This window comes from Micromonospora sp. NPDC049089 (assembly GCF_040648775.1).
Classification (GTDB): Bacteria; Actinomycetota; Actinomycetes; order Mycobacteriales; family Micromonosporaceae; genus Micromonospora.
In genome coordinates, this window is the sequence record NZ_JBEZEH010000114.1 from 1 (window position 1) to 22,701 (window position 22,701).

22 protein-coding genes and 1 pseudogene are annotated in these 22,701 nt (G+C 70.1%); 12 read left to right on the forward strand and 11 right to left on the reverse strand.

The annotated features are described in order from the left end of the window. A pseudogene (locus AB0B48_RS19885) lies at positions 1-93 on the reverse strand (M23 family peptidase); the annotation flags it as partial. An 89-nt stretch (positions 94-182) separates the two neighbouring features. Between AB0B48_RS19885 and AB0B48_RS19890 the strand changes: the two are divergent. The 7 genes from AB0B48_RS19890 to AB0B48_RS19920 all read left to right on the forward strand — a co-directional run bounded on the left by AB0B48_RS19890 (position 183) and on the right by AB0B48_RS19920 (position 6,875). After that, positions 183-833 (forward strand): sugar ABC transporter permease, encoded by a 651-nt coding sequence (locus AB0B48_RS19890; RefSeq protein ID WP_357203595.1) that lies wholly within the window; start codon positions 183-185, stop codon positions 831-833. Continuing rightward, the gene (locus AB0B48_RS19895) at positions 833-1,744 is read left to right on the forward strand and encodes a carbohydrate ABC transporter permease (RefSeq protein ID WP_357203532.1); all 912 of its coding nucleotides are present in this window, start codon (positions 833-835) and stop codon (positions 1,742-1,744) included. Before AB0B48_RS19890 ends, AB0B48_RS19895 begins: the two co-directional genes overlap by 1 nt. Beyond that, positions 1,744-2,811, forward strand: a complete 1,068-nt coding sequence (locus AB0B48_RS19900) for an ATP-binding cassette domain-containing protein (protein ID WP_357203535.1) — start codon at positions 1,744-1,746, stop codon at positions 2,809-2,811. Before AB0B48_RS19895 ends, AB0B48_RS19900 begins: the two co-directional genes overlap by 1 nt. Beyond that, positions 2,811-3,887, forward strand: a complete 1,077-nt coding sequence (locus tag AB0B48_RS19905) for an ABC transporter ATP-binding protein (RefSeq protein WP_357203538.1) — start codon at positions 2,811-2,813, stop codon at positions 3,885-3,887. The genes AB0B48_RS19900 and AB0B48_RS19905 overlap by 1 nt, the downstream gene beginning before the upstream one ends. 153 nt (positions 3,888-4,040) lie before the next feature. Continuing rightward, the gene (locus tag AB0B48_RS19910) at positions 4,041-5,501 is read left to right on the forward strand and encodes an NAD-dependent succinate-semialdehyde dehydrogenase (RefSeq protein ID WP_357203541.1); all 1,461 of its coding nucleotides are present in this window, start codon (positions 4,041-4,043) and stop codon (positions 5,499-5,501) included. After that, positions 5,498-5,647, forward strand: coding sequence for a hypothetical protein (locus AB0B48_RS19915; RefSeq protein ID WP_357203544.1), 150 nt, complete (start codon positions 5,498-5,500; stop codon positions 5,645-5,647). Before AB0B48_RS19910 ends, AB0B48_RS19915 begins: the two co-directional genes overlap by 4 nt. After that, positions 5,640-6,875, forward strand: a complete 1,236-nt coding sequence (locus AB0B48_RS19920) for an iron-containing alcohol dehydrogenase (protein ID WP_357203547.1) — start codon at positions 5,640-5,642, stop codon at positions 6,873-6,875. The genes AB0B48_RS19915 and AB0B48_RS19920 overlap by 8 nt, the downstream gene beginning before the upstream one ends. A gap of 143 nt (positions 6,876-7,018) precedes the next feature. Here AB0B48_RS19920 and AB0B48_RS19925 read toward each other — a convergent pair whose 3' ends face one another. Then, complete coding sequence (locus tag AB0B48_RS19925) at positions 7,019-8,155, reverse strand: hypothetical protein (protein ID WP_357203550.1); 1,137 nt, start codon at positions 8,153-8,155, stop codon at positions 7,019-7,021. A gap of 475 nt (positions 8,156-8,630) precedes the next feature. On the opposite strand from AB0B48_RS19925, the gene zwf reads away from it, so the two are divergent. Beyond that, positions 8,631-10,124 carry a glucose-6-phosphate dehydrogenase gene (gene zwf, locus AB0B48_RS19930; RefSeq protein ID WP_357203553.1) on the forward strand — a complete coding sequence of 498 codons (1,494 nt, stop codon included), beginning with the start codon at positions 8,631-8,633 and terminating at the stop codon, positions 10,122-10,124. A gap of 150 nt (positions 10,125-10,274) precedes the next feature. Here the strand turns inward: zwf and ptsP are convergent, their stop codons facing one another. The 9 genes from ptsP to AB0B48_RS19975 form a co-directional block, all read right to left on the reverse strand. Then, a complete protein-coding gene (gene ptsP, locus AB0B48_RS19935; protein WP_357203556.1) occupies positions 10,275-11,948 on the reverse strand; it encodes a phosphoenolpyruvate--protein phosphotransferase in 1,674 nt (557 codons plus the stop codon). After that, complete coding sequence (locus AB0B48_RS19940) at positions 11,941-12,207, reverse strand: HPr family phosphocarrier protein (protein ID WP_357203559.1); 267 nt, start codon at positions 12,205-12,207, stop codon at positions 11,941-11,943. The genes ptsP and AB0B48_RS19940 overlap by 8 nt, the downstream gene beginning before the upstream one ends. A gap of 9 nt (positions 12,208-12,216) precedes the next feature. Continuing rightward, a complete protein-coding gene (locus AB0B48_RS19945) occupies positions 12,217-13,257 on the reverse strand; it encodes a zinc-dependent dehydrogenase (protein ID WP_357203562.1) in 1,041 nt (346 codons plus the stop codon). Next, positions 13,254-13,688: a PTS sugar transporter subunit IIA gene (locus AB0B48_RS19950; protein ID WP_357203565.1), complete on the reverse strand. Its 435-nt coding sequence runs from the start codon at positions 13,686-13,688 to the stop codon at positions 13,254-13,256. The genes AB0B48_RS19945 and AB0B48_RS19950 overlap by 4 nt, the downstream gene beginning before the upstream one ends. After that, positions 13,681-13,989, reverse strand: a complete 309-nt coding sequence (locus AB0B48_RS19955) for a PTS lactose transporter subunit IIB (protein ID WP_357203568.1) — start codon at positions 13,987-13,989, stop codon at positions 13,681-13,683. Before AB0B48_RS19955 ends, AB0B48_RS19950 begins: the two co-directional genes overlap by 8 nt. Positions 13,990-13,993: 4 nt before the next feature. Continuing rightward, positions 13,994-15,154 (reverse strand): PTS mannitol transporter subunit IICB, encoded by a 1,161-nt coding sequence (locus AB0B48_RS19960; protein WP_357203571.1) that lies wholly within the window; start codon positions 15,152-15,154, stop codon positions 13,994-13,996. A 60-nt stretch (positions 15,155-15,214) separates the two neighbouring features. Further along, on the reverse strand, positions 15,215-16,123 hold the full coding sequence (gene pfkB, locus AB0B48_RS19965) for a 1-phosphofructokinase (protein WP_357203574.1): 909 nt from the start codon (positions 16,121-16,123) through the stop codon (positions 15,215-15,217). Positions 16,124-16,136: 13 nt separating this feature from the next. Then, positions 16,137-16,898 (reverse strand): DeoR/GlpR family DNA-binding transcription regulator, encoded by a 762-nt coding sequence (locus tag AB0B48_RS19970; RefSeq protein ID WP_357203577.1) that lies wholly within the window; start codon positions 16,896-16,898, stop codon positions 16,137-16,139. A gap of 116 nt (positions 16,899-17,014) precedes the next feature. Then, the gene (locus AB0B48_RS19975; RefSeq protein ID WP_357203580.1) at positions 17,015-17,245 is read right to left on the reverse strand and encodes a hypothetical protein; all 231 of its coding nucleotides are present in this window, start codon (positions 17,243-17,245) and stop codon (positions 17,015-17,017) included. Between the two features lie 167 nt (positions 17,246-17,412). Here AB0B48_RS19975 and AB0B48_RS19980 point away from each other — a divergent pair, with 167 nt between their 5' ends. From AB0B48_RS19980 to AB0B48_RS19995, 4 genes are all read left to right on the forward strand, one after another. After that, complete coding sequence (locus AB0B48_RS19980; RefSeq protein WP_357203583.1) at positions 17,413-18,636, forward strand: sensor histidine kinase; 1,224 nt, start codon at positions 17,413-17,415, stop codon at positions 18,634-18,636. After that, positions 18,624-19,280 carry a response regulator transcription factor gene (locus tag AB0B48_RS19985; protein WP_357203586.1) on the forward strand — a complete coding sequence of 219 codons (657 nt, stop codon included), beginning with the start codon at positions 18,624-18,626 and terminating at the stop codon, positions 19,278-19,280. The genes AB0B48_RS19980 and AB0B48_RS19985 overlap by 13 nt, the downstream gene beginning before the upstream one ends. A 111-nt stretch (positions 19,281-19,391) precedes the next feature. Then, a complete protein-coding gene (locus AB0B48_RS19990) occupies positions 19,392-20,153 on the forward strand; it encodes an ABC transporter ATP-binding protein (RefSeq protein ID WP_357203589.1) in 762 nt (253 codons plus the stop codon). Then, the gene (locus AB0B48_RS19995) at positions 20,150-22,621 is read left to right on the forward strand and encodes an FtsX-like permease family protein (protein WP_357203592.1); all 2,472 of its coding nucleotides are present in this window, start codon (positions 20,150-20,152) and stop codon (positions 22,619-22,621) included. The genes AB0B48_RS19990 and AB0B48_RS19995 overlap by 4 nt, the downstream gene beginning before the upstream one ends. Positions 22,622-22,701: the final 80 nt, after the last annotated feature.

Consider the following 22,701-nt stretch of genomic DNA (forward strand, 5'->3'; position numbering starts at 1 on the left):
GTAGGGCGTGCCCTCGGGGGCGACCAGGTCCACGCCGGTGTGCATCTTGCCCCAGCGGACGCCGTACGGGGAGTTGAAGTCGTAGCCCTGCAGCGCCCGCCGATTTCATCGGATTCGGGAACTACACCGCCATCCTGACGTCGGCGCAGGTCCACACGAGGGCCCTGACAACGTTGATCTACGTGGTCGGCGCGGTCGGCCTGCAGACCGTGCTCGGATTCGGCATCGCCTACCTGATCTCACGGCGTACGCATGGGCGCGGAGTGCTGACCACCCTGTTCCTGGTGCCGATGATGCTGTCGCCGGTCGTGGTCGGGCTGTTCTGGCGATTCATGCTCGACGCGCAGTTCGGCGTGGTCAACAGCATGCTCGGCTCGCTCGGTCTGGGGCAGGTGGAGTGGCTCACCCGCCAGCGGACGGCACTGCTGTCCCTGATCGTGGTCGACACCTGGCAGTGGACGCCGTTCATCATGCTCATCGCGCTCGCGGGCCTCACCGCGGTTCCCAAGTACCTCTATGAGGCCGCCTCGATCGACCGGGCGTCCGAATGGTTCCGGTTCCGCACCATCACGCTTCCGCTGGTGTGGCCGCTGCTCCTCATCGCCGTGATGTTCAGGGCCATCGAGGCGTTCCGGCTGTTCGACCTCGTCTACATCCTCACCAACGGAGGCCCGGGTGTTTCTACCGAGACGTTGTCGTTCCACATCTACAAGGTCGCGTTCCTGGGCTTCAACACCGGAACCGCTTCGGCGTACGGAATCCTCATGGTCCTCGTCGTCATCGTCCTCACGCAGTTCTACCTGCGCTATTTGAACAAGCTCAAGGAGGGCTGATGGCCGTCTCCGTCGACGAGGCAGTGGCCACGGGTCCTGCCCGGGATCACACGCCCCCCGCGCGCCGCCTCGGCAGCCGAGGCCGCTCCGTGCTGGAGGTCGCGCTGCTGACCGCGCTGGCCGTCGTGATGCTCTTTCCGGTGCTGTGGATGATCGAGACGTCTATCAAGGAGAACCGGGACGTCTACGCCATCCCGGCCAAGTTCTTCGACTTCAAGATCACTCTGAGTCATTACAAAGACGTGTTCGTCTCCCCCGGTGGCGGTCGCTCGGCCCTGTCCGTCTCGTTCCTCAACTCTGTCGTGGTGGCCGGAGCTTCCACGGTGCTGGCCACCGTGCTGGGGGTCCCGGCGGCCTGGGCCTACTCACGCTTCGCCGTGAAGGCCAAGAAGGACCAACTGTTCTTCATCCTGTCCACGCGCTTCATGCCGCCCGTGGTGGTCGTGATCCCGATCTTCCTCATGTACCGCCAGGTCGGACTCATCGACAACAAGATCGGCCTGATCCTCATCTACACCGCGTTCAACGTCCCGTTCACGATCTGGATGATGAAGGGGTTCGTCGACGAGGTGCCCGCAGAGTACGAGGATGCCGCCATGCTCGACGGCTACACCCGTCTGCAGGCGTTCCGGCGCTTCACCCTTCCCCTGCTCGTGCCCGGCATCGCCGCGACGGCGGTCTTCGCGCTCATCTTCTCGTGGAACGAGTTCGTGTTCGCCACCTTCCTCACCTCCAGCGACGACGTCCGGACGGCCCCACCCGCCATCGCCGGCCTGATCGGCGGCACCACCACGGACTGGGGCCTCGTGGCCGCCGCCTCCGTAGTGTTCGCCCTACCGGTGCTCGTCTTCGCGTACCTGGTGCGCAAGCACCTCATCGCCGGCGTGACGCTCGGGGCGGTGCGACGCTGATGGCGGGCATCGAGGTGACCGCGCTGCACAAGCGCTACCCGGACGGGACGGTCGCGGTCGAACACGTGGACCTGTCCATCGGCCACGGCGAGCTGTTCGTGATGCTCGGCCCTTCGGGTTGCGGCAAGACGACCACGCTGCGGGCCATAGCCGGCCTGGAGAGGCAGACGAAGGGTGACATCCGCATCGGCGACACGCTGGTCAACGACCTGCCGCCCGCCGAGCGCGACATCGCCATGGTGTTCCAGTTCTACGCCCTCTACCCGCACCTGAAGACCCGCGACAACCTGGCGTTCCCGCTGCGGGCCGAGGGGCTGCCCAAGCAGGAGGTGCACGAGCGGGTCAACGAGGCCGCCCGGCTGATGCAGCTCGGTCCGCTCCTGGACCGGCGACCCCGCCAGCTGTCCGGCGGCGAGCAGCAGCGCGTCGCGCTCGCTCGCGCCCTGGTACGGCGACCGCGCGCGTTCCTCATGGACGAGCCTCTCACCAACCTGGACGCGGAGCTGAGGGCGGACATGCGCACGGAGATCAAGCACCTGCAGGGGGAACTGGGCGCCACGATGGTCTACGTCACCCACGACCAGGTCGAGGCGATGTCGCTCGGTCACCGGATCGCCATCCTCAACAAGGGCCGCGTCGAGCAGATCGGCACGCCACTGGAGGTCTACGACCGCCCGGCGAGTCTCTTCTGTGCCTCATTCATCGGCTCCCCGCCGATGAACCTCATCGAGGTGCAGGTAGCCGACGGGAAGCTGCGCGGTGAGGGCGGACTGGTCCTCACGCCACCGCCGGGCCTGCCGCGCGACCGTCGCCTGATCGCTGGCGTCCGGCCGGAGGCGCTGGAAGTCACCGAAGCAGGGGCGGAACGGTCGGTCCCGGCCCGCGTGGTCTCGGCGGAGTGGCTGGGCGACGAAATCATCTACGTGGTCGACCACGGCGGCCAGCGCGACGTACGGGTTCGGATGCCACCGACCGTCCGTTTCGCCGCTGACGCAACCGTCGGGTTGCGGCACACCGGCGGCACCCCGGCGGTCTACGACGTGAGCACGGAAGAGCTGGTGGCCTGATGGGAACCGTGGCAGCGCACGGGCTGCGCAAGTCCTTCGGAAAAGTCCAGGCCCTCGACGGGGTGACGCTGGACGTGCCGGACGGCTCGTTCTTCGTCGTGCTGGGGCCCTCCGGGGCAGGCAAGACGACGACCCTGCGAGCGATCGCCGGCCTTGACAAGCTTGACGCCGGGTCGGTGCATCTGGACGGCAGGGACGCGACCGGTGACACCCCTGCCGCACGCGACCTGGCCATGGTCTTCCAGAGTTACGCCCTCTACCCGCGACACACGGTGTACGAGAACATCGCTTCGCCGCTGCGGGCACGTCGCTGTTCGTCGAGCGAGATCGCCGCTGCCGTCGAGCAGATGTCGAACCTGCTGCACATCGAACGGTTGCTGCAGCGTCGTCCGGCGCAGTTGTCGGGTGGTGAGATGCAGCGCGTCGCCCTGGCCCGGGCGCTGGTCCGTAGTCCGCGCGCGTTCCTCATGGACGAGCCGCTGACGAATCTCGACCTCAAGCTCCGCGTCGAGATGCGCACCGAGCTCACCCGCATCCACCGCAGCCTCGGAGCGACCTTCGTCTACGTGACCAACGACCAGGTCGAGGCTCTGTCCATGGCCGACCAGGTCGCGGTCCTGAAGGAGGGGACCGTGCAACAGGTCGGAACACCGACCGAGGTGTACGAGCGCCCAGCCAACCAGTGGGTCGCGGGATTCGTCGGGAGCCCGCCGATCAGCCTGCTCGCCTGCCGTGCCGAGGGGGATCGTCTGGTCGGTGCCGAAGGCTGGACGCTGCCGCGGCCCCGCTGGACCACGGCTGAGGACGGTCGTGAGCTGATGCTGGGCCTGCGGTCGGAGGACCTGTCGGTCGAGCAGCGGGGGGACGCGTCGTTGTCGGGCGAGCTCTACGGACTTGAGCCGCTCGGTGACCGGACGGTGGTCGACGTCCGGGTCGGGACGGAGATCCTCAAGGTCAAGGCCCGGCCCACAGTCACGGGTACGCCGGGCGAGCGGGTGGTTGTCACCGTCGACCTGGACCGTGCGCACCTGTTCGACGCGGGCACCGGGGTGTCGCTGTCCGAGGCTGGGCGGTAACGGCGGCGGGCGGCGACGGCGACATGCGCCCGTACGTGGCAGTCGAGCCCCGCCTCGCCCGCGACGAGGGCGTGTGAACCCGTCCGTCTACGCGCACAGCGCGATCGCTGAGGCACGCCGGACATCACGAGGAAGATCACAGGAGGCGACGCGATGAGTGACCCGATGAACGTGCTGGCCCCCGAGCACCGGCGGCTCCGAATCGGCGACGCCTGGCGCGACGCCGCAAGCGGAGCCACCTTTGCCGTCGAGGACCCGGCCACCGGCAAGACCATCGCCGAGGTGGCGGACGCTGACGTCGCCGACGGGCTCGCCGCCCTGGACGCGGCGAGCAGGGCAATGGCGGAGTGGGCAGCCACCCCGCCACGGAGACGGTCAGAGTTGTTGACCGCGACGTACCGGGCACTGACCGAGCGATCCGAGGAGGTCGCCCGGCTGATCACGCTGGAGATGGGAAAGCCGCTCGCCGAGGCTCGGGGAGAGGTGGCCTACGGTGCCGAGTTCTTCCGTTGGTTCGCCGAGGAGGCGGTGCGCGTCGAAGGGCGCTACAACATCGCTCCCGCAGGTGGATACCGCATCCTCACCGTGCCGAAGCCGGTCGGACCGTGCGTCTTCGTGACGCCCTGGAACTTCCCGTTGGCCATGGGTGCCCGCAAGATCGCTCCTGCGCTGGCTGCCGGCTGCACGACGATCACCAAGCCAGCCGGTCAGACGCCGCTCACCATGCTGCTCCTGGCCCGCATCATGGAGGAGGTCGGCGTTCCCCCGGGCGTCGTCAACGTGGTGACCACCAAGCGTTCCGGCGCGGTGGTCTCCGCACTGCTGGCCGACAGTCGGACCCGCAAGCTGTCCTTCACCGGGTCGACCGAGGTCGGGCGCGTCCTGCTACGACAGGCCTCGGACAATGTGCTGCGCACCTCCATGGAACTGGGCGGCAACGCCGCCCTGATCGTGTGCGCCGACGCTGACCTGGACGTCGCGATCGACGGTGCCATGGTGGCCAAGATGCGCAACATCGGGGAATCCTGCATCGCGGCCAACCGGATCTACGTCGAGGAGCCGGTGCGCGAGGAGTTCACGGCGCGCTTCGCTGAGCGGATGGGCGCTCTCTCGGTGGGCCATGGTCTCGACGACGGCGTGAACGTCGGGGCGTTGATCGACGAGGCCTCCGTCACCACGATCGACGGGCTCGTCGCCGATGCGGTCGATCGCGGCGCCCGGGTCCTGGTGGGCGGCGAGCGTCCCGATGGGCCGGGCCACTTCTACCCGCCCACGGTCCTCGTCGACGTGCCCGAGGATGCGCGGATGCTGCGGGAGGAGATCTTCGGCCCGGTGGCGCCGATCATCTCGTTCACGTCCGACGACGAGGTGATGGCGAAGGCCAACGACACCGAGCACGGCCTGGCCGGATACGTCTTCACCCGTGACCTCCAGCGGGCGCTCCGGTTCGCCGAAGGGCTGGACACGGGGATGCTCGGCATCAACCGTGGTCTGATATCGGATCCGTCAGCTCCGTTCGGCGGCGTGAAGCAGTCAGGGATCGGCAAGGAGGGGTCGCACGAGGGCGTCCTCGAGTACCTCGACCTGACCTACGTGGCGATCGACCTACCGTGACCGGCCTGCTGCCCCGGGCGCCCGCCGCGCGCGTCTGCGCCACCCGGGCGGCCAACCTCGCCGACGCCGTCCCGGTCCCGCAGGTGACCTGGACGTCCACCCAGCACATCGCCGCCGACGCTCCGGAGAGGCACTGCCATGCTTGAGACCGTCCGCGGACCACGCCAGCTGATAGTGGGCGAAGGGGTCGCACAGAACATCCCCCGAGTGGTGGCCGAGAGTGGCTCGCGAGTCCTCATCGTGACCGACCAGGTCCTCCTGCGGCAGCCAGGCGTGGCCGAGATCGTGGCCGCCGTACGGGAAAAGGTCGAGGCCGTCGAGGTGTTCTCCGACGCGACCTCAGACGTGCCTCTCTCCGATGTCGCCCTGGCCGTCTCGGCCGCAGCCGAGGTGAACGCCGACGTGATCCTCGCCATCGGCGGTGGCACGGTGATCGACCTCGCCAAGATCGTCGGCGTCATCCGGCGCCACGGTGGGACGCCGCGTGACTTCTACGGCGAGTCGAGGGTACCGGGGCCGACGATCCCTCTCGTCGCGGTCCCCACGACGTCCGGCACCGGCTCCGAGCTCACACCCGTCTCGGTGTTGACCGACCCGGACCGCGAGCTGAAGGTGGGGGTTTCCAGCGTCCACATCGTCCCCGACTTCGCCATCGTCGACCCCGAACTCACCTACACCTGCCCAGCGACCGTCACCGCCCACTCCGGTATCGACGCGTTCTGTCACGCCGTGGAGAGCTACACCGCCCGGCCCCGGGCCCACGGACCGCGCGACCCGGTGGAGCAGGTGTTCCTCGGCCGCAACCCGATCACCGACCACTACGCGCTCCGCGCCGCGGAACGCATCGCCCGCAGCTTGCGCCGTGTCGTCAGGGACGGAAGCGACACGGCCGCGCGCGCGGACATGTCCTATGGATCCATGCTCGCCGGGATCGCATTTTCCCACGCGGGCAACGCGGCCCCGCACGCTCTCCAGTACCCCATCGGCGCAGCCACGCACACGCCGCACGGCCTGGGCGTCGGACTGCTACTGCCCTACGCGCTGGACGCGGCCAGGGATGCCATCACAGACCGGTTGGCCATCCTCGCCCGGGTGTGCGGGCTCGACGTCACCGACGCCTCCGACGCCGAAGCCGCAGATACGTTCCTCACCTGGCTCGACGGGCTCCTTGCCGACATCGGTATCCCTGCCACCTTGGCGGACATCGGCGTGGCACGCGCCGACCTCCCGCGCTTCGCGGAGATGGCCAGTGGTGTCACCCGCCTGATCCAGAACCACCCGGGCCCCAGCGACACCGCCAGCCTGACCGCGATCCTCGAAGCGGCCTGGACCGGGGACCGGACCCGACACGCCCTGACTCCGAGCAGAGAGTGACCGACTCCATGCCGCCTCAATCCCCCTTCGTACGTGCCAAGGACTGCGCCGCCGGGCCGGGGTCAGGGACGGGCCGTCGGCCGTAGGCGTGCCGACATGCCGCGCTCTTGACACACTCCGTACCGCTGCTTGTGGGTTCTCGGTCACCTGGTCCGTTCGATGACGCCGGCGATGCCGAGGCCGTTGCGCGAAGCGGCGCCGCTACCCCAGAAGGACGAGCTGCCCGGGACGTTCGCCAGGGCATCAAGGTGCGGGGCACCGCCGCCGACCTTCGGCCCGTACTCCACACTCCACCGGCCGCCGGTGTAGCGCAGCAACAGCGTGCCCGGGTACTCGATGTACGGAGGGATGGGATTCGTGCCACTGATCCAAACATTGCCGTTCGCATCACCGGCAACGGCGTACGCCCGGCCAGCAGGCGCCGGTCCGGCCAACCGCTGCCACGTTCGACCGTCCCAGTGCAGGATGACGGGCTTGGGAGCGGTGTCGTAGTCCTGCGTGCCGACGGCCCAGGCGTCGGTCGACGAGCGGGCCCACACACCCGTCAGTTGGGTGCTGGGAGTCGACGGCAGTGCCGCCACCTGCCACGCACCGCCGATGCGCTGCACAATCATGGGCTGCGGGTAGGGGGCGTCGGCGAGGTAGCGATCGCCGGCGGCGAACAGGCTGCCGTCCTGAGTGCTGGAAACCGCCCGCAGGACACCGTTGTGCTGCTCCGTCCCCGGCACCGCCACCCGGTTGAACTGACGGGTGTCGCCTTCGAGGACGAGCGGCCCGGAGCCGTCGTGGCCGACGAACACCGCCCGCCCACCGCCGGTGGCCGCCACGTCCAGCAGCGTGGAAGGCCCCGTAGAGGCGCCCAACGGCGTGTGTCCCGTCCAGGTCTGGCCGTTGAAATGTCCGGCGTACGGCTCGCCGTGGACTCCGAGGCCCACCGTCCAGACGTCCCCCTCGCTCGCCGCAGCCGCCCTGTACAGCAGGAACGCCTCGTGCGGCAGCCGCCGTTCCGTCCACGTCCGCCCGTTCCACCGCAGCAGCGCGTAGGGCTCGTCGATCGAGTATCCAGTGTAGGTCGATGCCTGATATCCGACCGACCAGGCATCGTTCGGGCCGGTGGCGACCACGTCGGTCAACCGGCTGTCCTGGATCAGCGGAGGCACCGTCGCCTTCCACACCGACGGGATGGCGGCCACGCCTGACGTTGCCGGCAGGAGCAACACGCTTGCCGCCACCGCGGCGAGCGTCGCCGCCGACAGCCCGCGCCGTGCCAGTGATCGCATAATGGTCCCCTCCTGGATTGGTGGACGACCTTCAGCGTGGCGCTCATCAATGGATTGCGTGCACCCAGATCGCCGCCCGTAACGAAGCCGTAAGAACAACCGTTCCGCGTACTGAGCGATGACCAGCCGTCCTCGACGAGGTCCCACCCGCTGACATCAGGATGAATCACCACCACCGGACCAGCGCGACGCCGTAGCCGCACCCTTGCGGTCACCGGCGCCGCCGCCGGCGGCTGCCGGTTGACCTCCGCGCGCTACCTGGCGACGATCATTCGTACCACCATCTCGTACGCCGGCAGACCGCACCGCATCCCGACACCGAGAGGGCTACCCGTCAGCCCGGCATGCGAGGCTCAAGCTCCACGACCAACGAGCCACGCCGATGTGGCCCCCGGACACCGCCATCGCCGCACAAGTCCTGGCAGGACAGCCCGCCCCCAATCCCACACCCCTTGTGCCCGGAGGAACGCAGACCATGGACCACGCTTCTCAGCTCATTCAGGAGCGGAGTGCCCCGCCGGCCACGCTGGTGATCTTCGGTGCCTCCGGTGACCTGACCCGGCGTAAGCTGCTGCCCGCAATCGAGAGCCTGGCTCGGCACGAGCGGCTCCCCGACCAGTTCGCGCTGGTCGGCGTCGCGCGTACGTCGATGACCGACGAGCAGTTCGCCGAGAGCGCCCTCGGTGCACGCACCCTCGCCAGCAAGCGCCAGCTCCAGAGCGGCGTGCGGTACGTGGCCGGCGGCTACGACGACCCGGAGACCTACAAGCGGCTCGTGGAGACCCTCGACGAGCTGGACGCACAGCGGGGCACGTCCGGCAACCGGCTCTTCTACCTGTCCACCCCCGCCGGGGCCTTCGAGCCGGTAATCAACGGACTGGCCGGTGTCGGGCTCAACCAGCCACGCGAAGGCTCCTTCTCCCGCCTGGTCATCGAGAAGCCGTACGGACGCGACCTGGCCACCGCCCGCGAGCTTGACGGCGTCGTGCACAGCGCGTTCGACGAGCACCAGGTCTTTCGTATCGATCACTATCTGGGCAAGGACACCGTCCAGAACGTGCTGGCGCTGCGCTTCGCGAACTCGATCTTTCAGCCCATCTGGGATCGCTCCTGGGTCGACCACGTGCAGATCACCGTCGCCGAGACCCTCGGCGTCGGCAGCCGCGGCGGCTTCTACGAGGACGCCGGCGCGATGCGGGACATCGTGCAGAACCACGTGCTCCAGGTCCTCGCGCTGGCGCTGATGGAGCCGCCGGCCTCATTCGAGGCTGAGGGCCTGCGCAACGAGAAGGTGAAGCTGCTGCAGGCGATCCGGCTCCCCACCGACCGGGACATCGCCGAGGCCGCGGTCCGGGGACAGTACACCCGGGGCGGCACACGCGAGGAGCTGATGGCCGGCTACCGCGAGGAGACCGGCGTCGACCCTCTGTCGCGGACCGAGACCTACGCCGCGATGCGGCTCAACGTGGACAACTGGCGCTGGGCCGGGGTGCCGTTCTACGTACGCACCGGCAAGCGCCTGCCGGCCCGGCTCACCGAGGTGGCACTGCAGTTCCAGCGACCGCCGCACCTACCGATCCCGACCGATCAGCTCACCGGCCTCGATGCTGACGCGCTGATCCTGCGGATCCAGCCGAACGAGGGCATCTCGCTGCGCTTCGGCGCCAAAGTGCCGGGCCACTCCTTCCGGGTCCGCACCGCCACCATGGAGTTCTCCTACGACCAGACGTTCGTCGAGGAGTCCCCGGAGGCGTACGAGCGGCTGCTCCTGGACGCGCTGATCGGCGACGCGTCGCTCTTCATCCGCAGCGACGAGGTGCAGCAGTGCTGGCGGATCGTCGACCCGATCATCGACCACTGGGAGAAGGACAACTCGCCGATCCCCACCTACGAGGCCGCCTCCTGGGGGCCGACCGACGCCGACCGGCTCATCGGCCGGCACGGCCGCAAGTGGCGCAACTCCGCGTGACCCTGCCACACCGAGTGTGACCGCGCCGCGGAGTCCGATCGTTCAATCTCACGATCGGCGCGCAGCGCGGTCCTCTCGGTGCCCGGCAGGAATCGTGCTTCCCCATGGCTGGAGGATCTCACCGACGAATCGCCGGTGACCGTTACCGGCTCACCGCACGGACACACCCTCGCCGAGGCGGAGCTGACGCGAAGCATCGGCCGCCGCGGTCCGTGCTGCCTCCGGGCTGGGAGCGGCAAGGGCCGCCTCGGCGATCTGGCGGCACTCGTCCAGGGTGTGCGCGGCCAGGGACTCGCGCACCGTCGGGATGCTGCGGGGCGCCATGGACAAGCTGGTGATGCCCAGGCCAGCCAGCACCAGGGCGAACTGCGGATCCGCTGCGGACTCTCCGCACACGCCGACTGGCTTGCCCGCCTCGACGCCCGCTGCCGCGCAGGAGGCGAGGAGCGCGATCAGCGCGGGCTGCCACGGGTCGAGCAGGTCAGCGAGGTCGCCGCACATGCGGTCAGCGGCGAACGTGTACTGGCTGAGGTCGTTGGTGCCGACGCTGAGAAAGTCCGCGTGGCACAGCACCTGGTCGGCGCGTAGGGCCGCGGCCGGCACCTCGATCATCACGCCGGCGGTCGCCAGGCCGTGCTCGCGGCAGGATTCGGTGAACGCTGCCGCCTCCGTCGCCGTGGCGACCATCGGCGCCATCACCCACACGTCGGCGTCCGTCGCCGCAGCCGCCGCCGCGATCGCGGCCAACTGCGCGGTGAGTACGGACGGTGCCTGCCGCGCGACCCGCAGACCACGGATGCCCAGCGCGGGGTTGGGTTCCTCGGCCAGCCGCAGGAACGGCAGCGGCTTGTCAGCGCCGGCGTCCAGGGTACGCACAACGATCTTGCGACCGGGCAGCGCGGCGAAGACGTCGCGGTACGCGGCGACCTGTTCCTCGTACGACGGCGGGTCGCTGCGGTCGAGGTAGAGCAGCTCGGTGCGGAACAGGCCGACCCCTTCCACCTCGCCGGTGAGGTCGCGGACGGAGCCGATGTTGGCCAGTAGCGCGACGGGATGACCGTCCGCGGTCCGCCCGGGGCCCTGAGAGCGGGCGCGGCGTTCGATCTCGGCGAGCCGCTCCGCGTTGACGGCGGTCACCGTGTCTGCGGAGACGCCGGCCACCACGACACCGCTCGCGCCGTCGAGACTGGCCAACGCGCCGTCGGTCACGTCCAGGATGCCCGCGCAGCGGACCACGGCCGGGATACCGAGTGTCCGGGCCAGGATCGCGGTGTGGCTGGTCGGCCCGCCCTCGGCAGTGATCAGGCCCAGCACCAGGCCCGGTTCGAGGCCGGCGGTGTCGGCGGGTGCCAGGTCGCGGGCGATGAGCAGGTACGGATGGCCAGGGTCCGGAACGCCCGGCATCGGCTGCCCCAGGCACGCCGCGACGAGGCGGTCCCGCAGGTCGTCGAGATCGCTGATCCGCTCGGCGAGGTACCCGCCCGCGGCTTCGAAGGCGGCCCGGTGCCCGGCGAGCACGTCGGTGATCGCGTGCGGGGCGTCCGCACCGCCGTCGATGGCGATGTCGGCCGCGTCGACGAGTGTCTCGTCCTGCGCCATCATGACCTGCGCGCGCAGGACCTCGGCGGCGGTCGCGTCCAGGGCGGTGTCGGCGCGACGGGTCAGGTCGGCGGCGACGGCGACGACCGCGGCCCGGACGGCGATCTTCTCGGCGTCGGGATCAACGGTCTGCGCCAACGGCGGCAGGGCCGGAGGCGGGGCCAGCCGGTAGACCGGCCCGGCCGCACCACCGGGGCTGGCCCCGATCCCTCGGAGTTCACGCATCGAGATCGCGTTCGAGGAGGTCGGCCAGGGTGTCGACGGCGGCCTGGGCGTCGTCGCCGTCGGCCTCCAGGGTGACCTCGGTGCCCTTCTTGGCGCCGAGCGACAGCACGCCGAGCATGCTGCGGGCCGGCACGGGTTTCTTGTCGCCGGTGCGGATGGTGACCAGCACCGGCTGCTTCGCCGCCTCGGCGACGAACAGCGCCGCCGGGCGGGCGTGCAGCCCGCTGGCGGAGCCGACGAGGACTGTTCTGCTGGGCAACGGATCCCCCTAGGGTTCGATCGTCACCTTGATCGCTTCGCCGCGCGCCACGATGCCGAAGGCGTCGAGGGTGCGGTCGAGCGGCAGGCGGTGGGTGATGAGGTCGGCGACCGGCACGGCGCCGCTGGCGATGAGTCGGAGCGCTTCCTTGTTGTGCTCCGGGCTGGAGCCGTTGGCGCCGACGATGGTCAGCTCGCGGTAGTGCACGAGGTTGGAGTCCAGGGAGATGACGGGCTTGTCCTTCGGCAGGCCACCGAAGAAGCTGATCCGACCCTGGCGCGCGGACATCTGCACCGCCTGCTCCTGGGCGACGCCGGCGGCCGTGGCGGTGATGACGACGTCGGCACCCCGACCTTCGGTGAGTTTGAGCACCGCGTCGACGACGTCGGTCTCGGCACCGCAGATCGCCGCGTCCGGCTGGACCAGGTTGGCGGCCAGGTCGAGGCGTTCGCGGTTGAGGTCCACGAGGAACACCCGGGCCGCGCCGCGTGAACGGGCCAGGCGCACATGCAGGCAGCCGATCGGCCCGGACCCGACGACGACCACGTCGTCGCCCTCCCCCACACCCGCGAGGTTCTGGCCGTTGAGGACGCAGGCGAGGGGCTCGGCGACGGACGCCTCGGCGAAGCTGAGCTCCTCGGGGATGCGGTTGAGCCCGTCGACGGCGAGGACGTTGTGCGGCACGACCAGGTATTCGGCGAACCCGCCGTCGAAGTGGTATCCCATCGACACCTGGTTGGGGCAGACGGTCATCCGGCCGCGCCGGCACTCGGCGCACGTACCGCACGGGATGGCGGCGATGACCTGAACCCGGTCCCCCGGCCGCCAGCCCGTGACGTCGCCACCGACTTCGCTGATCTCACCGGCGATCTCGTGGCCCATGACGCGCGGCGGGGCGATGTGGTGGTGGCCGAAGCGGGAGATCTTCACGTCGGTGCCGCAGGTGGAGCAGGCGCGGACGCGGATCTTCACCTCGGCGGGGCCCGGGGTGGGCTCGGGCGCGTCCTCGATGCGGACGTCACCGGGCGCGTGGAATCGAACAACCTTCACGAGGGCTTCCCTTCGAGGATGGTGATGACGTCATCGACGCTCGTCGACTCGCGTAGCCGCTGCGCCTGGGCGGGGTCCATCAGCACCGAGGCGAGCTGGGCGAGGATGTCCACGTGCCCGTCGCCGGCAGCGGCGATGGCGACGCAGACCCGTACGTCGAAGCCGTCCCAGTCGACGCCGTCAGGGAAGCGCAGCACCGCGAGGGCATCGCGCTGGACGGACTCCTTGCTGTTCAGCGTGCCGTGCGGGATGGCGACGCCCTCTCCGATGTACGTGGAGACGCTCTGCTCGCGGGTGAGCATCGCGTCGACGTACGCGGGGGCGACCGCGCCGATCTCGACGAGTACCGCGCCGCAGCGGCTGATCGCCTCGTCCCGCGATCCGGCCCGCTCGTCGAGCCGGATCGCGTCACGGGCCAGCAGTTCAGCCACTCAGCTCACCACCGCGCTGTACCGCGTTCACGACCCTGGTGACGGCCGGGTCGCCGATGAACACCTGGATCGGCACGATGACCGTGTCGGGTGCGCTGACCCGGGCCCGCGCGGCGAGCCCCTGGTGGCAGACGACCACGTCCGCGTCCGCCGGGATCGAGTTGACCGGCGTGTGCTCGACGGTCACCGCGTTCTTTGCCAGTTGCCGCCGAAGTTGGCTGGCCAGCATCACGCTGCTGCCCATGCCGGCGTCGCAGGCGACGACGACCTTCTTGATCTCGGTGCCGTTGATGGTGGGCATGGATTCAGACCTCCTGCTTTGCCGACTTGTGGAGGGTCTCGTCAGGGTCGACATCCTTCTCCTCGTCTGGACGGACAGCCGTCTCCTCGTCCGGGCCGGCGGCGTCCGCGGCGGGCTCGCCGCGGCCGAAGCCGAGCAGGGCTGAGGCGACCGCGAAGGTGACGGCGGCGGCGATCACGACGCCGAGGATGACCCCGAAGTGGCCGCCCTTGGGGGTGACGGCGAGGTAGGCGAAGATACTGCCCGGCGAGGGGGTGGCGACCAGTCCGGCACCGGTGATCACGAAGGTGCCGACGCCGGCCGCACCCCCGGCGATCACGGCGAGGATCAGCTTCGGCTTCATCAACACGTACGGGAAGTAGATCTCGTGGATGCCGCCGAGGAACTGCACGATGATCGCGGCCGGGGCACTGGGGCGCAGCGCGCGGGGGCCGAAGACCATGAAGGCGAGCAGCAGACCGAGGCCGGGGCCGGGGTTCGACTCAATCATGAACAGGATCGACTTGCCCTTGTCGGCCGCCTCGGCGATGCCCAGCGGGCCGAACACGCCGTGGTTGATGGCGTTGTTGAGGAAGAGCACCTTGGCGGGTTCGACGAGTACCGAGGTCAGCGGCAGCAGGTCCTTGCCGACGAGCCAGTCGACGCCCGAGCCGGCTTGCTTGGTTAGCCATTCGACCACGGGGCCGATGCCGTAGACACCGCCGATGGCCATCCCGGCACCGATGATGCCGGCGCTGAAGTTGTCGACCAGCATCTCGAAGCCGGGGCGGATCTTGTTTTCGATCAGACCGTCGAAAAGCCTGAGGACATACGCCGTGAGCGGCCCGATGATCATCGCGCCGAGGATCATCGGCACATCCGCGCCGACGACGAGGCCCATGGTCGCCACCGCGCCGACGACGGCGCCGCGTTGGCCGTGGACCAGCCGGCCGCCGGTGTAGCCGATGAGCACCGGTAGCAGGATGCTGATCATCGGGCCGACCAGTTCGGCCAGGGTTTTGTTGGGGATCCAGCCGGTCGGGATGAACAGTGCGGTGATCAGGCCCCAGGCGATGAACGCGCCGATGTTGGGCATGACCATCGCGGCCAGGTAGCCGCCGAGGCGTTGCACGGTGGCTTTGAGGCCCTGACCTTTCACCTCTGGTGTGTAGGAAGAGGAGGTCACGGGGGTATCTCCTTCATCGAGGGGCGGTCCAGACGGCTGCGGGGGAAGAAGCTCGTCCGGCTAGGGGTGGATGGTGACGTCGTGGCGGAGCAGGTCCGCTGGACCGGGCATCCGGCTGCCGGGCAGGCTCACCGCGGCGGCGCCCCAGGCCAGGCCTTCGGCGAGGGCCGCGGCACCCTGTGCGCCCGCGGCGAGGAACCCGGCGAGCAGCGCGTCGCCTGCACCGACGGTGCTACGGGGCCGGGCTACCGGGCAGGTGCCGGTGCGGACCCCTTCGGCGTCGACCAGGACGGCGCCGTCGGCGCCGAGGCTGGCTACGACGGTGCCGGCGCCCCATGCCCGCAGGCACTGAGCGGCATCAACCACATCGCCGAGGTCCTTCAGTGGGCTGCCGACCACCTCGGCCAGTTCGTCGCGGTTGGGCTTGAGCACTGTCGCTCCGGCAAGGGCGGCCTCGCGTAGGGCAGGACCGCTGGTGTCGACGGCGACCCTGACATCGGCGGCGCGCAGCTTCCGGCATAACTGCGCGTAGGCGTCGGCGGGCAGGCCGGGCGGGACGCTGCCGCACAGCACGACCCAGTCGGCGCCCCTGGCACGGGCGAGCACACTTTTGATCAACTCGTCGAACTCGGCGCGGCGCAGGCTCGGGCCAGGCTCGTTGATCTTGGTGACCGTGCCGTCGGGCTCGGCCAGGGTGATGTTGGAACGGGTCCTTCCGGCGATCGAGACCGCGAGAACCTCCACACCCTCCGCCTTGAGGAGGCGGATGAGCTGGTTTCCCTCGTCACCGCCGGACGGCAGCACCGCCACCGACGGTACGCCGTTGGCCAGCAGGGCACGGGATACATTGACCCCCTTGCCGCCGGGGTCGAGGTGAGCAGTGGCAGCCCGGATGACCTCGCCCCGGGTGAGTGAGCCGACCTCCACGGCTCGGTCGAGGCTGGGGTTGAGGGTGACGGTGACGATCATGCCCGGCCCGCTCTCATGCGCGGGCCACCCGAACGCCCGTGGACTCCAGGTCACCGACCAGGTCGAGGTCGGCACGGTTGTCGGTGATGAGCAGGTCGACGTCGGCCAGCTCAGCGAACCGGGAAAGATAGTCGTTGCCGAGCTTGGTGTGGTCGGCGACCACCACCGTGCGCCGGGCGGCACGGACCATCGCTCGCTTCACCGCCGCCTCGGACGGGTCCGGGGTGGTCAGCCCGCGCTCGACAGAGATGCCGTTGGTGCCGATGAACGCGACGTCAACGTAGAGGTCCGCCAACGGTGACAGCGCCCAGTCGTCGACGGTCGCCAGGGTTTTCCCGCGGACCCGTCCGCCCAACAGCAGGACGTTGAGGTTGGCATAGGTACCGAGGGTCGTGGCGATGACCGGCGAGTTGACCACGACGGTCAGCTCACGGTCGACCGGCAGCAGTTGGGCCAGCCGGGCGGTCGTGGTGCCGGCGTCGAGGATGATCGCGCCCTCCTCCGGCACCTCATTCAGGGCGAGTTTGGCGATGCGCTCCTTCTCCTCGATGAGCACCGCGTCACGCGCCGCCAGCGCGGGCTCGAACCCGAGCCGTTCGACGGGAATCGCTCCACCGTGGACTCTGCGCAGCACCCCGGCCCGCTCCAGGATGGTGAGATCGCGGCGGATGGTCTCCGACGTCACGTTTAGCCCATCGGCCAGGCCGGTCACCTCGACCCGGCCCACGTCCCGGGCGATGCGAAGGATCTCCTGCTGTCGTTCCTCGGCGTACATGTTGTTTCACCGCCGTTTCGTTTTGCTTGTGCTTTGTTTACGCCCGACTGTGAGGGAAGTCAAGAGATCGACCACAGGGACCCACACCCGGCGCGACGGTGATGAGGTTGGTGTCCCTACGACTTCGGCGTCCGGTTACGGCGGTGGTGGACGATCAGCGCGACCGCGCTGAGCACCGCCACCAGGCCGAACGCCGAGCTGACCCACTGGTTGTCCGCTGCGGTCGAGAGCACCACGTTGGCCGCAGCGCTGACGAAGAGCACCAGCCACAGCAGTGGGCGCAGCAGGCCACCCGGCCTTTTCGGTGCGGCGACCGGGGCCTCGGTGATGCGGTACGGATCGGTCATGACTGCCTCCTTCGGCGAATGTTTCTTGACGCCGTCAACGCTAGGGACGCGGCGCTGCGGAGACGATCCCGTCAGCTCGACAACAGGGGTACAGCAGGCTGTACCTTCCGCCCCGACGTCGCCGGGCGGGGCCTACGGTGGCCTATGTTGGCGGTGGAGGTGGGTCGATGGCGTACGTGCGGGGCCGGGTTCGCGCCTCGGTCGACGCCTTGGAGCACATCGTCGGAGGGCTGGGCACCGCCACGCTGGCGCTGGGCGCGCTGCTCTGGGCGGCGATCGTGGCGGTGACCTGCCTGGGCGGGGTGGGGCTGCTGGCGGCGCCGGGTGCGTTACGGGCGGTGCGCTGGGTGAGCGACCGCGAGCGGGCCCGGCTGTCCCGCTGGGGCAAGCCGATCCCCACGCCGGGGCCGGTTCCGGCCGGGTTGCGGACGGCGACGCGCGATCCCTTCGTACGCCGGGAGCTCGGCTGGGTCGCGCTGTACTCGCTCGTCGGCCTGGTGACCGGGCTGGTCGGCATCGCGCTGCCGCTCTATGCGGTGCAGGACGGCACCTTCCCGCTGTGGTACCGGCTGGTCCCCCCCGACGCCGCGCCAGGGATCGTCTGGTGGCGCATCGATGGCCTGTCCGACGCGCTCTGGGTCGGGGTGCTCGGGGTGGGCTGCCTGGCCGCCGCGATCTGGTTCAGCCCGGTCCTGGCCCGCCTCCAGGCCTGGCCGGGCCGGTGGCTGCTGCCTCCACCGCCGGGTGTCGACCTGTCGCTGCGGGTGGCAGAGCTGACCGCCACCCGCGCCGCCGCGCTGGACGCCCACGCTGTCGAACTGCGCCGGATCGAGCGGTCGCTGCACGACGGCACCCAGAACCGGTTGGTAGCGGTGAACGTGTTGCTCGGCGCTGCGCGGCGGGCCGTGCGCCGCAATCCGGACCGCGCCGACGAGATCCTCGGGCAGGCGCAGGACGCCGCGGAACAGGCACTCGGCGAGCTGCGTACGGTGGTGCGCGGGATCCTGCCGCCGGTGCTGGACGACAGAGGTCTCGCCGGTGCGCTGACGGGCCTGGCCAGCAGCTGCGCGGTGCCGTGCCGACTGGAGGTGGACGTGGCTGTGCGGTGCGCGGCCTCGGTCGAGGCCACCGCGTACTTCGTGGTGGCCGAGGCGCTGACGAACGTCGTCCGGCACAGCGGTGCGAGCCAGGTGGACGTGGCCGTGCGCCGCGAGCGCGGCCGGCTGCTGGTGAGCATTGAGGACGACGGGCACGGCGGTGCGAACGAGACACGTGGCTCCGGGCTCACCGGTATCCGCCGGCGGGTCGAGGCGTACGACGGCCGGATGACGCTGACGAGCCCGCCGGGAGGGCCGACGAGAATGGACGTGGAGCTGCCATGCGGATCGTGATCGCCGAGGACGACCCGCTGCTGCGTGAGGGGTTGGCGTTGCTGCTGCGGGCGGAGGATCTGGACGTGGTCGCCACCGCCGGCACTCCGGGCGAGTTCCTGGTCGCCGTCGACGAGCACGCGCCGGACGTCGCGATCGTGGACGTACGGATGCCGCCGACCCACACCGACGAGGGCATCGTGGCCGCCGTGGAGGCCCGGCGGCGCCGTCCCGGCCTCGCGGTGCTGGTCCTGTCGGCGTACGTCGAGCAGGCGTTCGCCACCGACCTGTTCTCGGTCGGCGCCGTCGGGCTCGGTTACCTGTTGAAGGAGCGGGTGGGCAGGGTCGAGGAGTTCCTCGCCGCGCTACACCGCGTCGCGGACGGCGGCAGTGTGATCGACCCGGAGGTGGTGGCGCAGTTGCTCGCCCGCAACCGCCGGACGGACACGGCACTGAGTGAGCTGTCGCCGCGTGAGCGTGAGGTGCTGGGGCTGATGGCCGAGGGGCTGGGCAACAGCGCTATCGCCGAGCGGCTGTTCGTCACCGACGGCGCCGTGCACAAGCACATCCGCAGCATCTTCTCGAAGCTCCAGCTTCCACCGGACGACAGTGCCGACCGGCGGGTCACCGCCGTGCTGCGCTACCTGGACGGCGATCGGCGGTAGCGCCTGCTGTACCCGAACCTGGCAGCCCGCGGGATGGTTGCCGTTCTCCCACGTCAATAGCGTTTCTGGTGCGCGCAGTTCTTGCCGATGACACGGAGAGAGGCCACCAGAATGCCGGATTATCCGGAACAGACAATCGCTCCGGCGGTACGCGTCGAACACCTCACCCGCGTGTACGACGCCGGCCGTGACCAGGTGACTGCGCTTGCCGGCGTCGATGTCAGCTTCGAACGGGGCACCTTCACGGCGGTGATGGGGCCCTCGGGCTCCGGCAAGAGCACGCTGCTGCAGACCGCGGCCGGGCTCGACCGACCGACCTCCGGTCGGGTGATGATCGGAGGCACCGACCTGTCCGGGCTGTCCGAGACCCGCCTGACCGAGCTGCGTCGTACCCGGATCGGGTTCGTCTTCCAGGCGTTCAACCTGATCGGCGCGCTCACCGTCGAGGAGAACATCGTGCTGCCCCTGCGCCTGGCCGGCGTCCGTCCGGACCGGGCCTGGCTGACCCAGGTCGTCGAGCGGGTCGGCCTCACCGACCGGCTGCACCATCGGCCGGCCGCGCTGTCCGGCGGCCAGCAGCAGCGGGTGGCGATCGCCCGGGCGCTGGCCACCCGCCCCGAGGTGATCTTTTCGGACGAGCCCACCGGCGCCCTCGACTCGCGGACCGCGGCGGAGGTGCTGACGCTGCTGCGCGCGGTCGTTGACGAACACGGGCTGACCGTGGTGATGGTGACCCACGATCCGGTCGCCGCGTCGTACGCGGACCGGGTGCTCGTATTGGCCGACGGTGCGATCGTCGCCGACCTTCCGCAGCTGGGAGCCGCCCGTATCGCCGAGCACCTGGCGTCGCTGGATCGGCGGGTACTGCGATGATCGGTCTCGCCGCCCGCCTGCTGCGCCACCGCGCCGGACCCGCCGCCGCGACCCTGCTGGCCCTGATCGCCGGCGTGCTGATCCTGGTGGCGATGGGCACGCTCGTCGAGTCCGGGTTGCGTTTCCGCGCGGAGCCACGGCTCTGGGCGTCGGCCGACGTGGTCGTCGCCAACCGTACGGTCAGCCACACCTTTAAGGAGTTCGACGGCGCCACCACCACGAGCACCGTCACGCTGCCAGAGGGCGGCACTGTGGACGCGAACGTGGTGGACCGGATCCGCCAGGTGCCGGGCGTCACGGCCGTCACCGGCGACGAAAAGCTGGTCATCGGCTCACCCGCTGCCGTGGGACACGGCTGGGACACGTACACCTTCACCGGCCGTCCCATCACCGCGGGTGCCGCGCCACGGGCCGACGACGAGGTGCTTGTCGACACCCGGTTCGGCGTGACACCCGGCAACCGCATCGACCTGGTCGTCGGCGGTGTCGGCCAGTCCTACCGGGTGAGCGGAACCGGCGAGACCGGTTCGGCGTCCGTGTTCTTCACCGACGCGCAGGCCGCCCGGCTGTCCGCCCACCCGGGCCGGGTGGATGCGATCGGCGTGCGGATGGCGCCCGGCGCCGACCTCGGCGCCCTACGCGAGATCGCGTCGGAGGCCGGCGCCACGACATACGCCGGGAAAGACCGTGGCAACGTCGAGCAGTCGCAGAACCAGGCCGCCCAGACCTTGCTGATCGAGGCCGGGTCGGCTTTTGGGGGGTACGTCGTCCTGCTGATCGTCTTCGTGGTGGCGGGCACCATCGGGCTGTCCGTCCGGCACCGTCGACGTGATTTGGCGTTGCTGCGCGCGGTAGCAGCCACACCGGGGCAGGTGCGCCGCATGCTGATCGCCGAGGCCGCGCTGCTCGCTCTGCTCGGTTCTGCGATCGGGGGCCCGGCCGGTCTGTTGGCCGCCCACTGGGTGCACGGCGAGTTGGTCGGGCGGGGGTTCGTGCCGGCCAGCTTCCCGATGGCCGGCGGCCTGTTCGCGGTGCCGGCCGCGGTCGGTACGGCGGTCCTCGTGGCCGTGCTCGCCGCGGTGGTCGCCGCGCGCCGGGTCACCGCGATCAAGCCGATCGAGGCGCTCGGCGAGATCGCTGTCGAGCCTCGGCGTAGTGGCCGGGTGCGGCTGATCGCCGGCGTGCTGACGCTGGCGGCGGCCGGCACCTCGGGGGCGTTCACGCTCGGTGCCGCCGGGTCGACCGGAGCGCTGGCCGGAGCGGTCGGCATGCTGTACCTGTTCGTCATCGCGGTGGCGCTGCTCGCACCGAGGATCAACGCGTACGCGGCACGCCTGCTCACACCGTTGTTGCCGAGGGTGTGGCGGGTCAGTGGCTACCTGGCTGCGGCCAATCTGCGGGCCAACGCGCAGGGCATGGCGACCGTTCTGACCGCACTCGTGCTGTCCGTGGGATTCGGTGGCTCGGTCTGGTTCCTACAGACCAACCTGGAACGGCAGACCACCATGCAGAGCAGCGCGGGAACCCTCGCCGAGCGGGTAATTGTCGCTCCCGGCGGGCTGCGTGCGGACGCGGCGCGCGAGATCCGCGAGTTGACCGGGGTGCAGGCGGCCACCGGTGTGCGCCGTACCCAGGTGGTGGTGCGTGCGCTCGGCGGAATCGAGCCGGTCAGCGCGCAGTCGGTCGACCCGGCCGGCGTCACGTCGACGATGGACCTCGCCGTGCGCGAGGGTGATCTGGCCGACCTGCGTGCGGGCACGGTCGCCGTGTCCGCGATGCAGGCGTCCTCGTCCGGCTGGGACGTCGGCGATCGGGCCGACCTCTGGCTGGGTGACGGGACCCCGGTCACGTTGGACGTCATCGCGATCTACGGCCGTGGCCTCGGCTTCGGCGACGTCACGCTGGCCGCCGAGACGGTCGCCGGGCACACGGCCGGGGACACCAACGACGAGGTCCTCGTCAGCGCCGGCCCGGACGCCGACACCGCGTTGGCCCGGTGGTCGGCTGGGCATCCAGGTACCGAGGTTCTCGACGCCGCCACCCGTACCCGCCTGATCAGCACCGATCTGGCGCTCGGCGCCTGGCTGAACCGGCTGCTGATCGGCGTGATGGTGGGGTACGCGGCCCTGGCCACGGCCACCACGATGGTGATGGCCGCACTGGCCCGCCGCCGCGAGTTGGCGTTGCTCCAACTGGTCGGGGTCACCCGCGGTCAGATTCGGAGGATGGTCCAGGCCGAACAGGTCGGACTGCTCGGCACCGCGGTACTGATCGGCGCGACGATCGCGGCGCTGACCCTGAGCGCGATCGTCAACGGACTGACCGGCAGCCCGATCCCGTACGTTCCGCCGCTCGGTTGGGTGGCGGTGCTCGGCGGCACGACGCTGCTGGCGCTGGCGACCACCGTGTGGCCGGTTCGACGGCTGCTCAGCGCCCCTCCGATCGACAACATCGGTGTGAAGGAGTAGACGTCCGGACGCGGGAGTGACGACGCGCTGCGACAGGGGTCCGAGGTGGACCGCCGGCTCCGAGATCCTGTGGATCTCGG

What these genes read in the sequence shown, in the direction of transcription:
- AB0B48_RS19895 (WP_357203532.1), top strand. Translation starts at nt 833, where the DNA reads ATGGCCGTCTCCGTCGACGAGGCAGTGGCCACGGGTCCTGCCCGGGAT.
- AB0B48_RS19900 (WP_357203535.1), top strand. Translation starts at nt 1,744, where the DNA reads ATGGCGGGCATCGAGGTGACCGCGCTGCACAAGCGCTACCCGGACGGG.
- AB0B48_RS19905 (WP_357203538.1), top strand. Translation starts at nt 2,811, where the DNA reads ATGGGAACCGTGGCAGCGCACGGGCTGCGCAAGTCCTTCGGAAAAGTC.
- AB0B48_RS19910 (WP_357203541.1), top strand. Translation starts at nt 4,041, where the DNA reads ATGAGTGACCCGATGAACGTGCTGGCCCCCGAGCACCGGCGGCTCCGA.
- AB0B48_RS19920 (WP_357203547.1), top strand. Translation starts at nt 5,640, where the DNA reads ATGCTTGAGACCGTCCGCGGACCACGCCAGCTGATAGTGGGCGAAGGG.
- AB0B48_RS19925 (WP_357203550.1), bottom strand. Translation starts at nt 8,155, where the DNA reads ATGCGATCACTGGCACGGCGCGGGCTGTCGGCGGCGACGCTCGCCGCG.
- zwf (WP_357203553.1), top strand. Translation starts at nt 8,631, where the DNA reads ATGGACCACGCTTCTCAGCTCATTCAGGAGCGGAGTGCCCCGCCGGCC.
- ptsP (WP_357203556.1), bottom strand. Translation starts at nt 11,948, where the DNA reads ATGCGTGAACTCCGAGGGATCGGGGCCAGCCCCGGTGGTGCGGCCGGG.
- AB0B48_RS19955 (WP_357203568.1), bottom strand. Translation starts at nt 13,989, where the DNA reads ATGCCCACCATCAACGGCACCGAGATCAAGAAGGTCGTCGTCGCCTGC.
- pfkB (WP_357203574.1), bottom strand. Translation starts at nt 16,123, where the DNA reads ATGATCGTCACCGTCACCCTCAACCCCAGCCTCGACCGAGCCGTGGAG.
- AB0B48_RS19970 (WP_357203577.1), bottom strand. Translation starts at nt 16,898, where the DNA reads ATGTACGCCGAGGAACGACAGCAGGAGATCCTTCGCATCGCCCGGGAC.
- AB0B48_RS19975 (WP_357203580.1), bottom strand. Translation starts at nt 17,245, where the DNA reads ATGACCGATCCGTACCGCATCACCGAGGCCCCGGTCGCCGCACCGAAA.
- AB0B48_RS19980 (WP_357203583.1), top strand. Translation starts at nt 17,413, where the DNA reads ATGGCGTACGTGCGGGGCCGGGTTCGCGCCTCGGTCGACGCCTTGGAG.
- AB0B48_RS19985 (WP_357203586.1), top strand. Translation starts at nt 18,624, where the DNA reads ATGCGGATCGTGATCGCCGAGGACGACCCGCTGCTGCGTGAGGGGTTG.
- AB0B48_RS19990 (WP_357203589.1), top strand. Translation starts at nt 19,392, where the DNA reads ATGCCGGATTATCCGGAACAGACAATCGCTCCGGCGGTACGCGTCGAA.
- AB0B48_RS19995 (WP_357203592.1), top strand. Translation starts at nt 20,150, where the DNA reads ATGATCGGTCTCGCCGCCCGCCTGCTGCGCCACCGCGCCGGACCCGCC.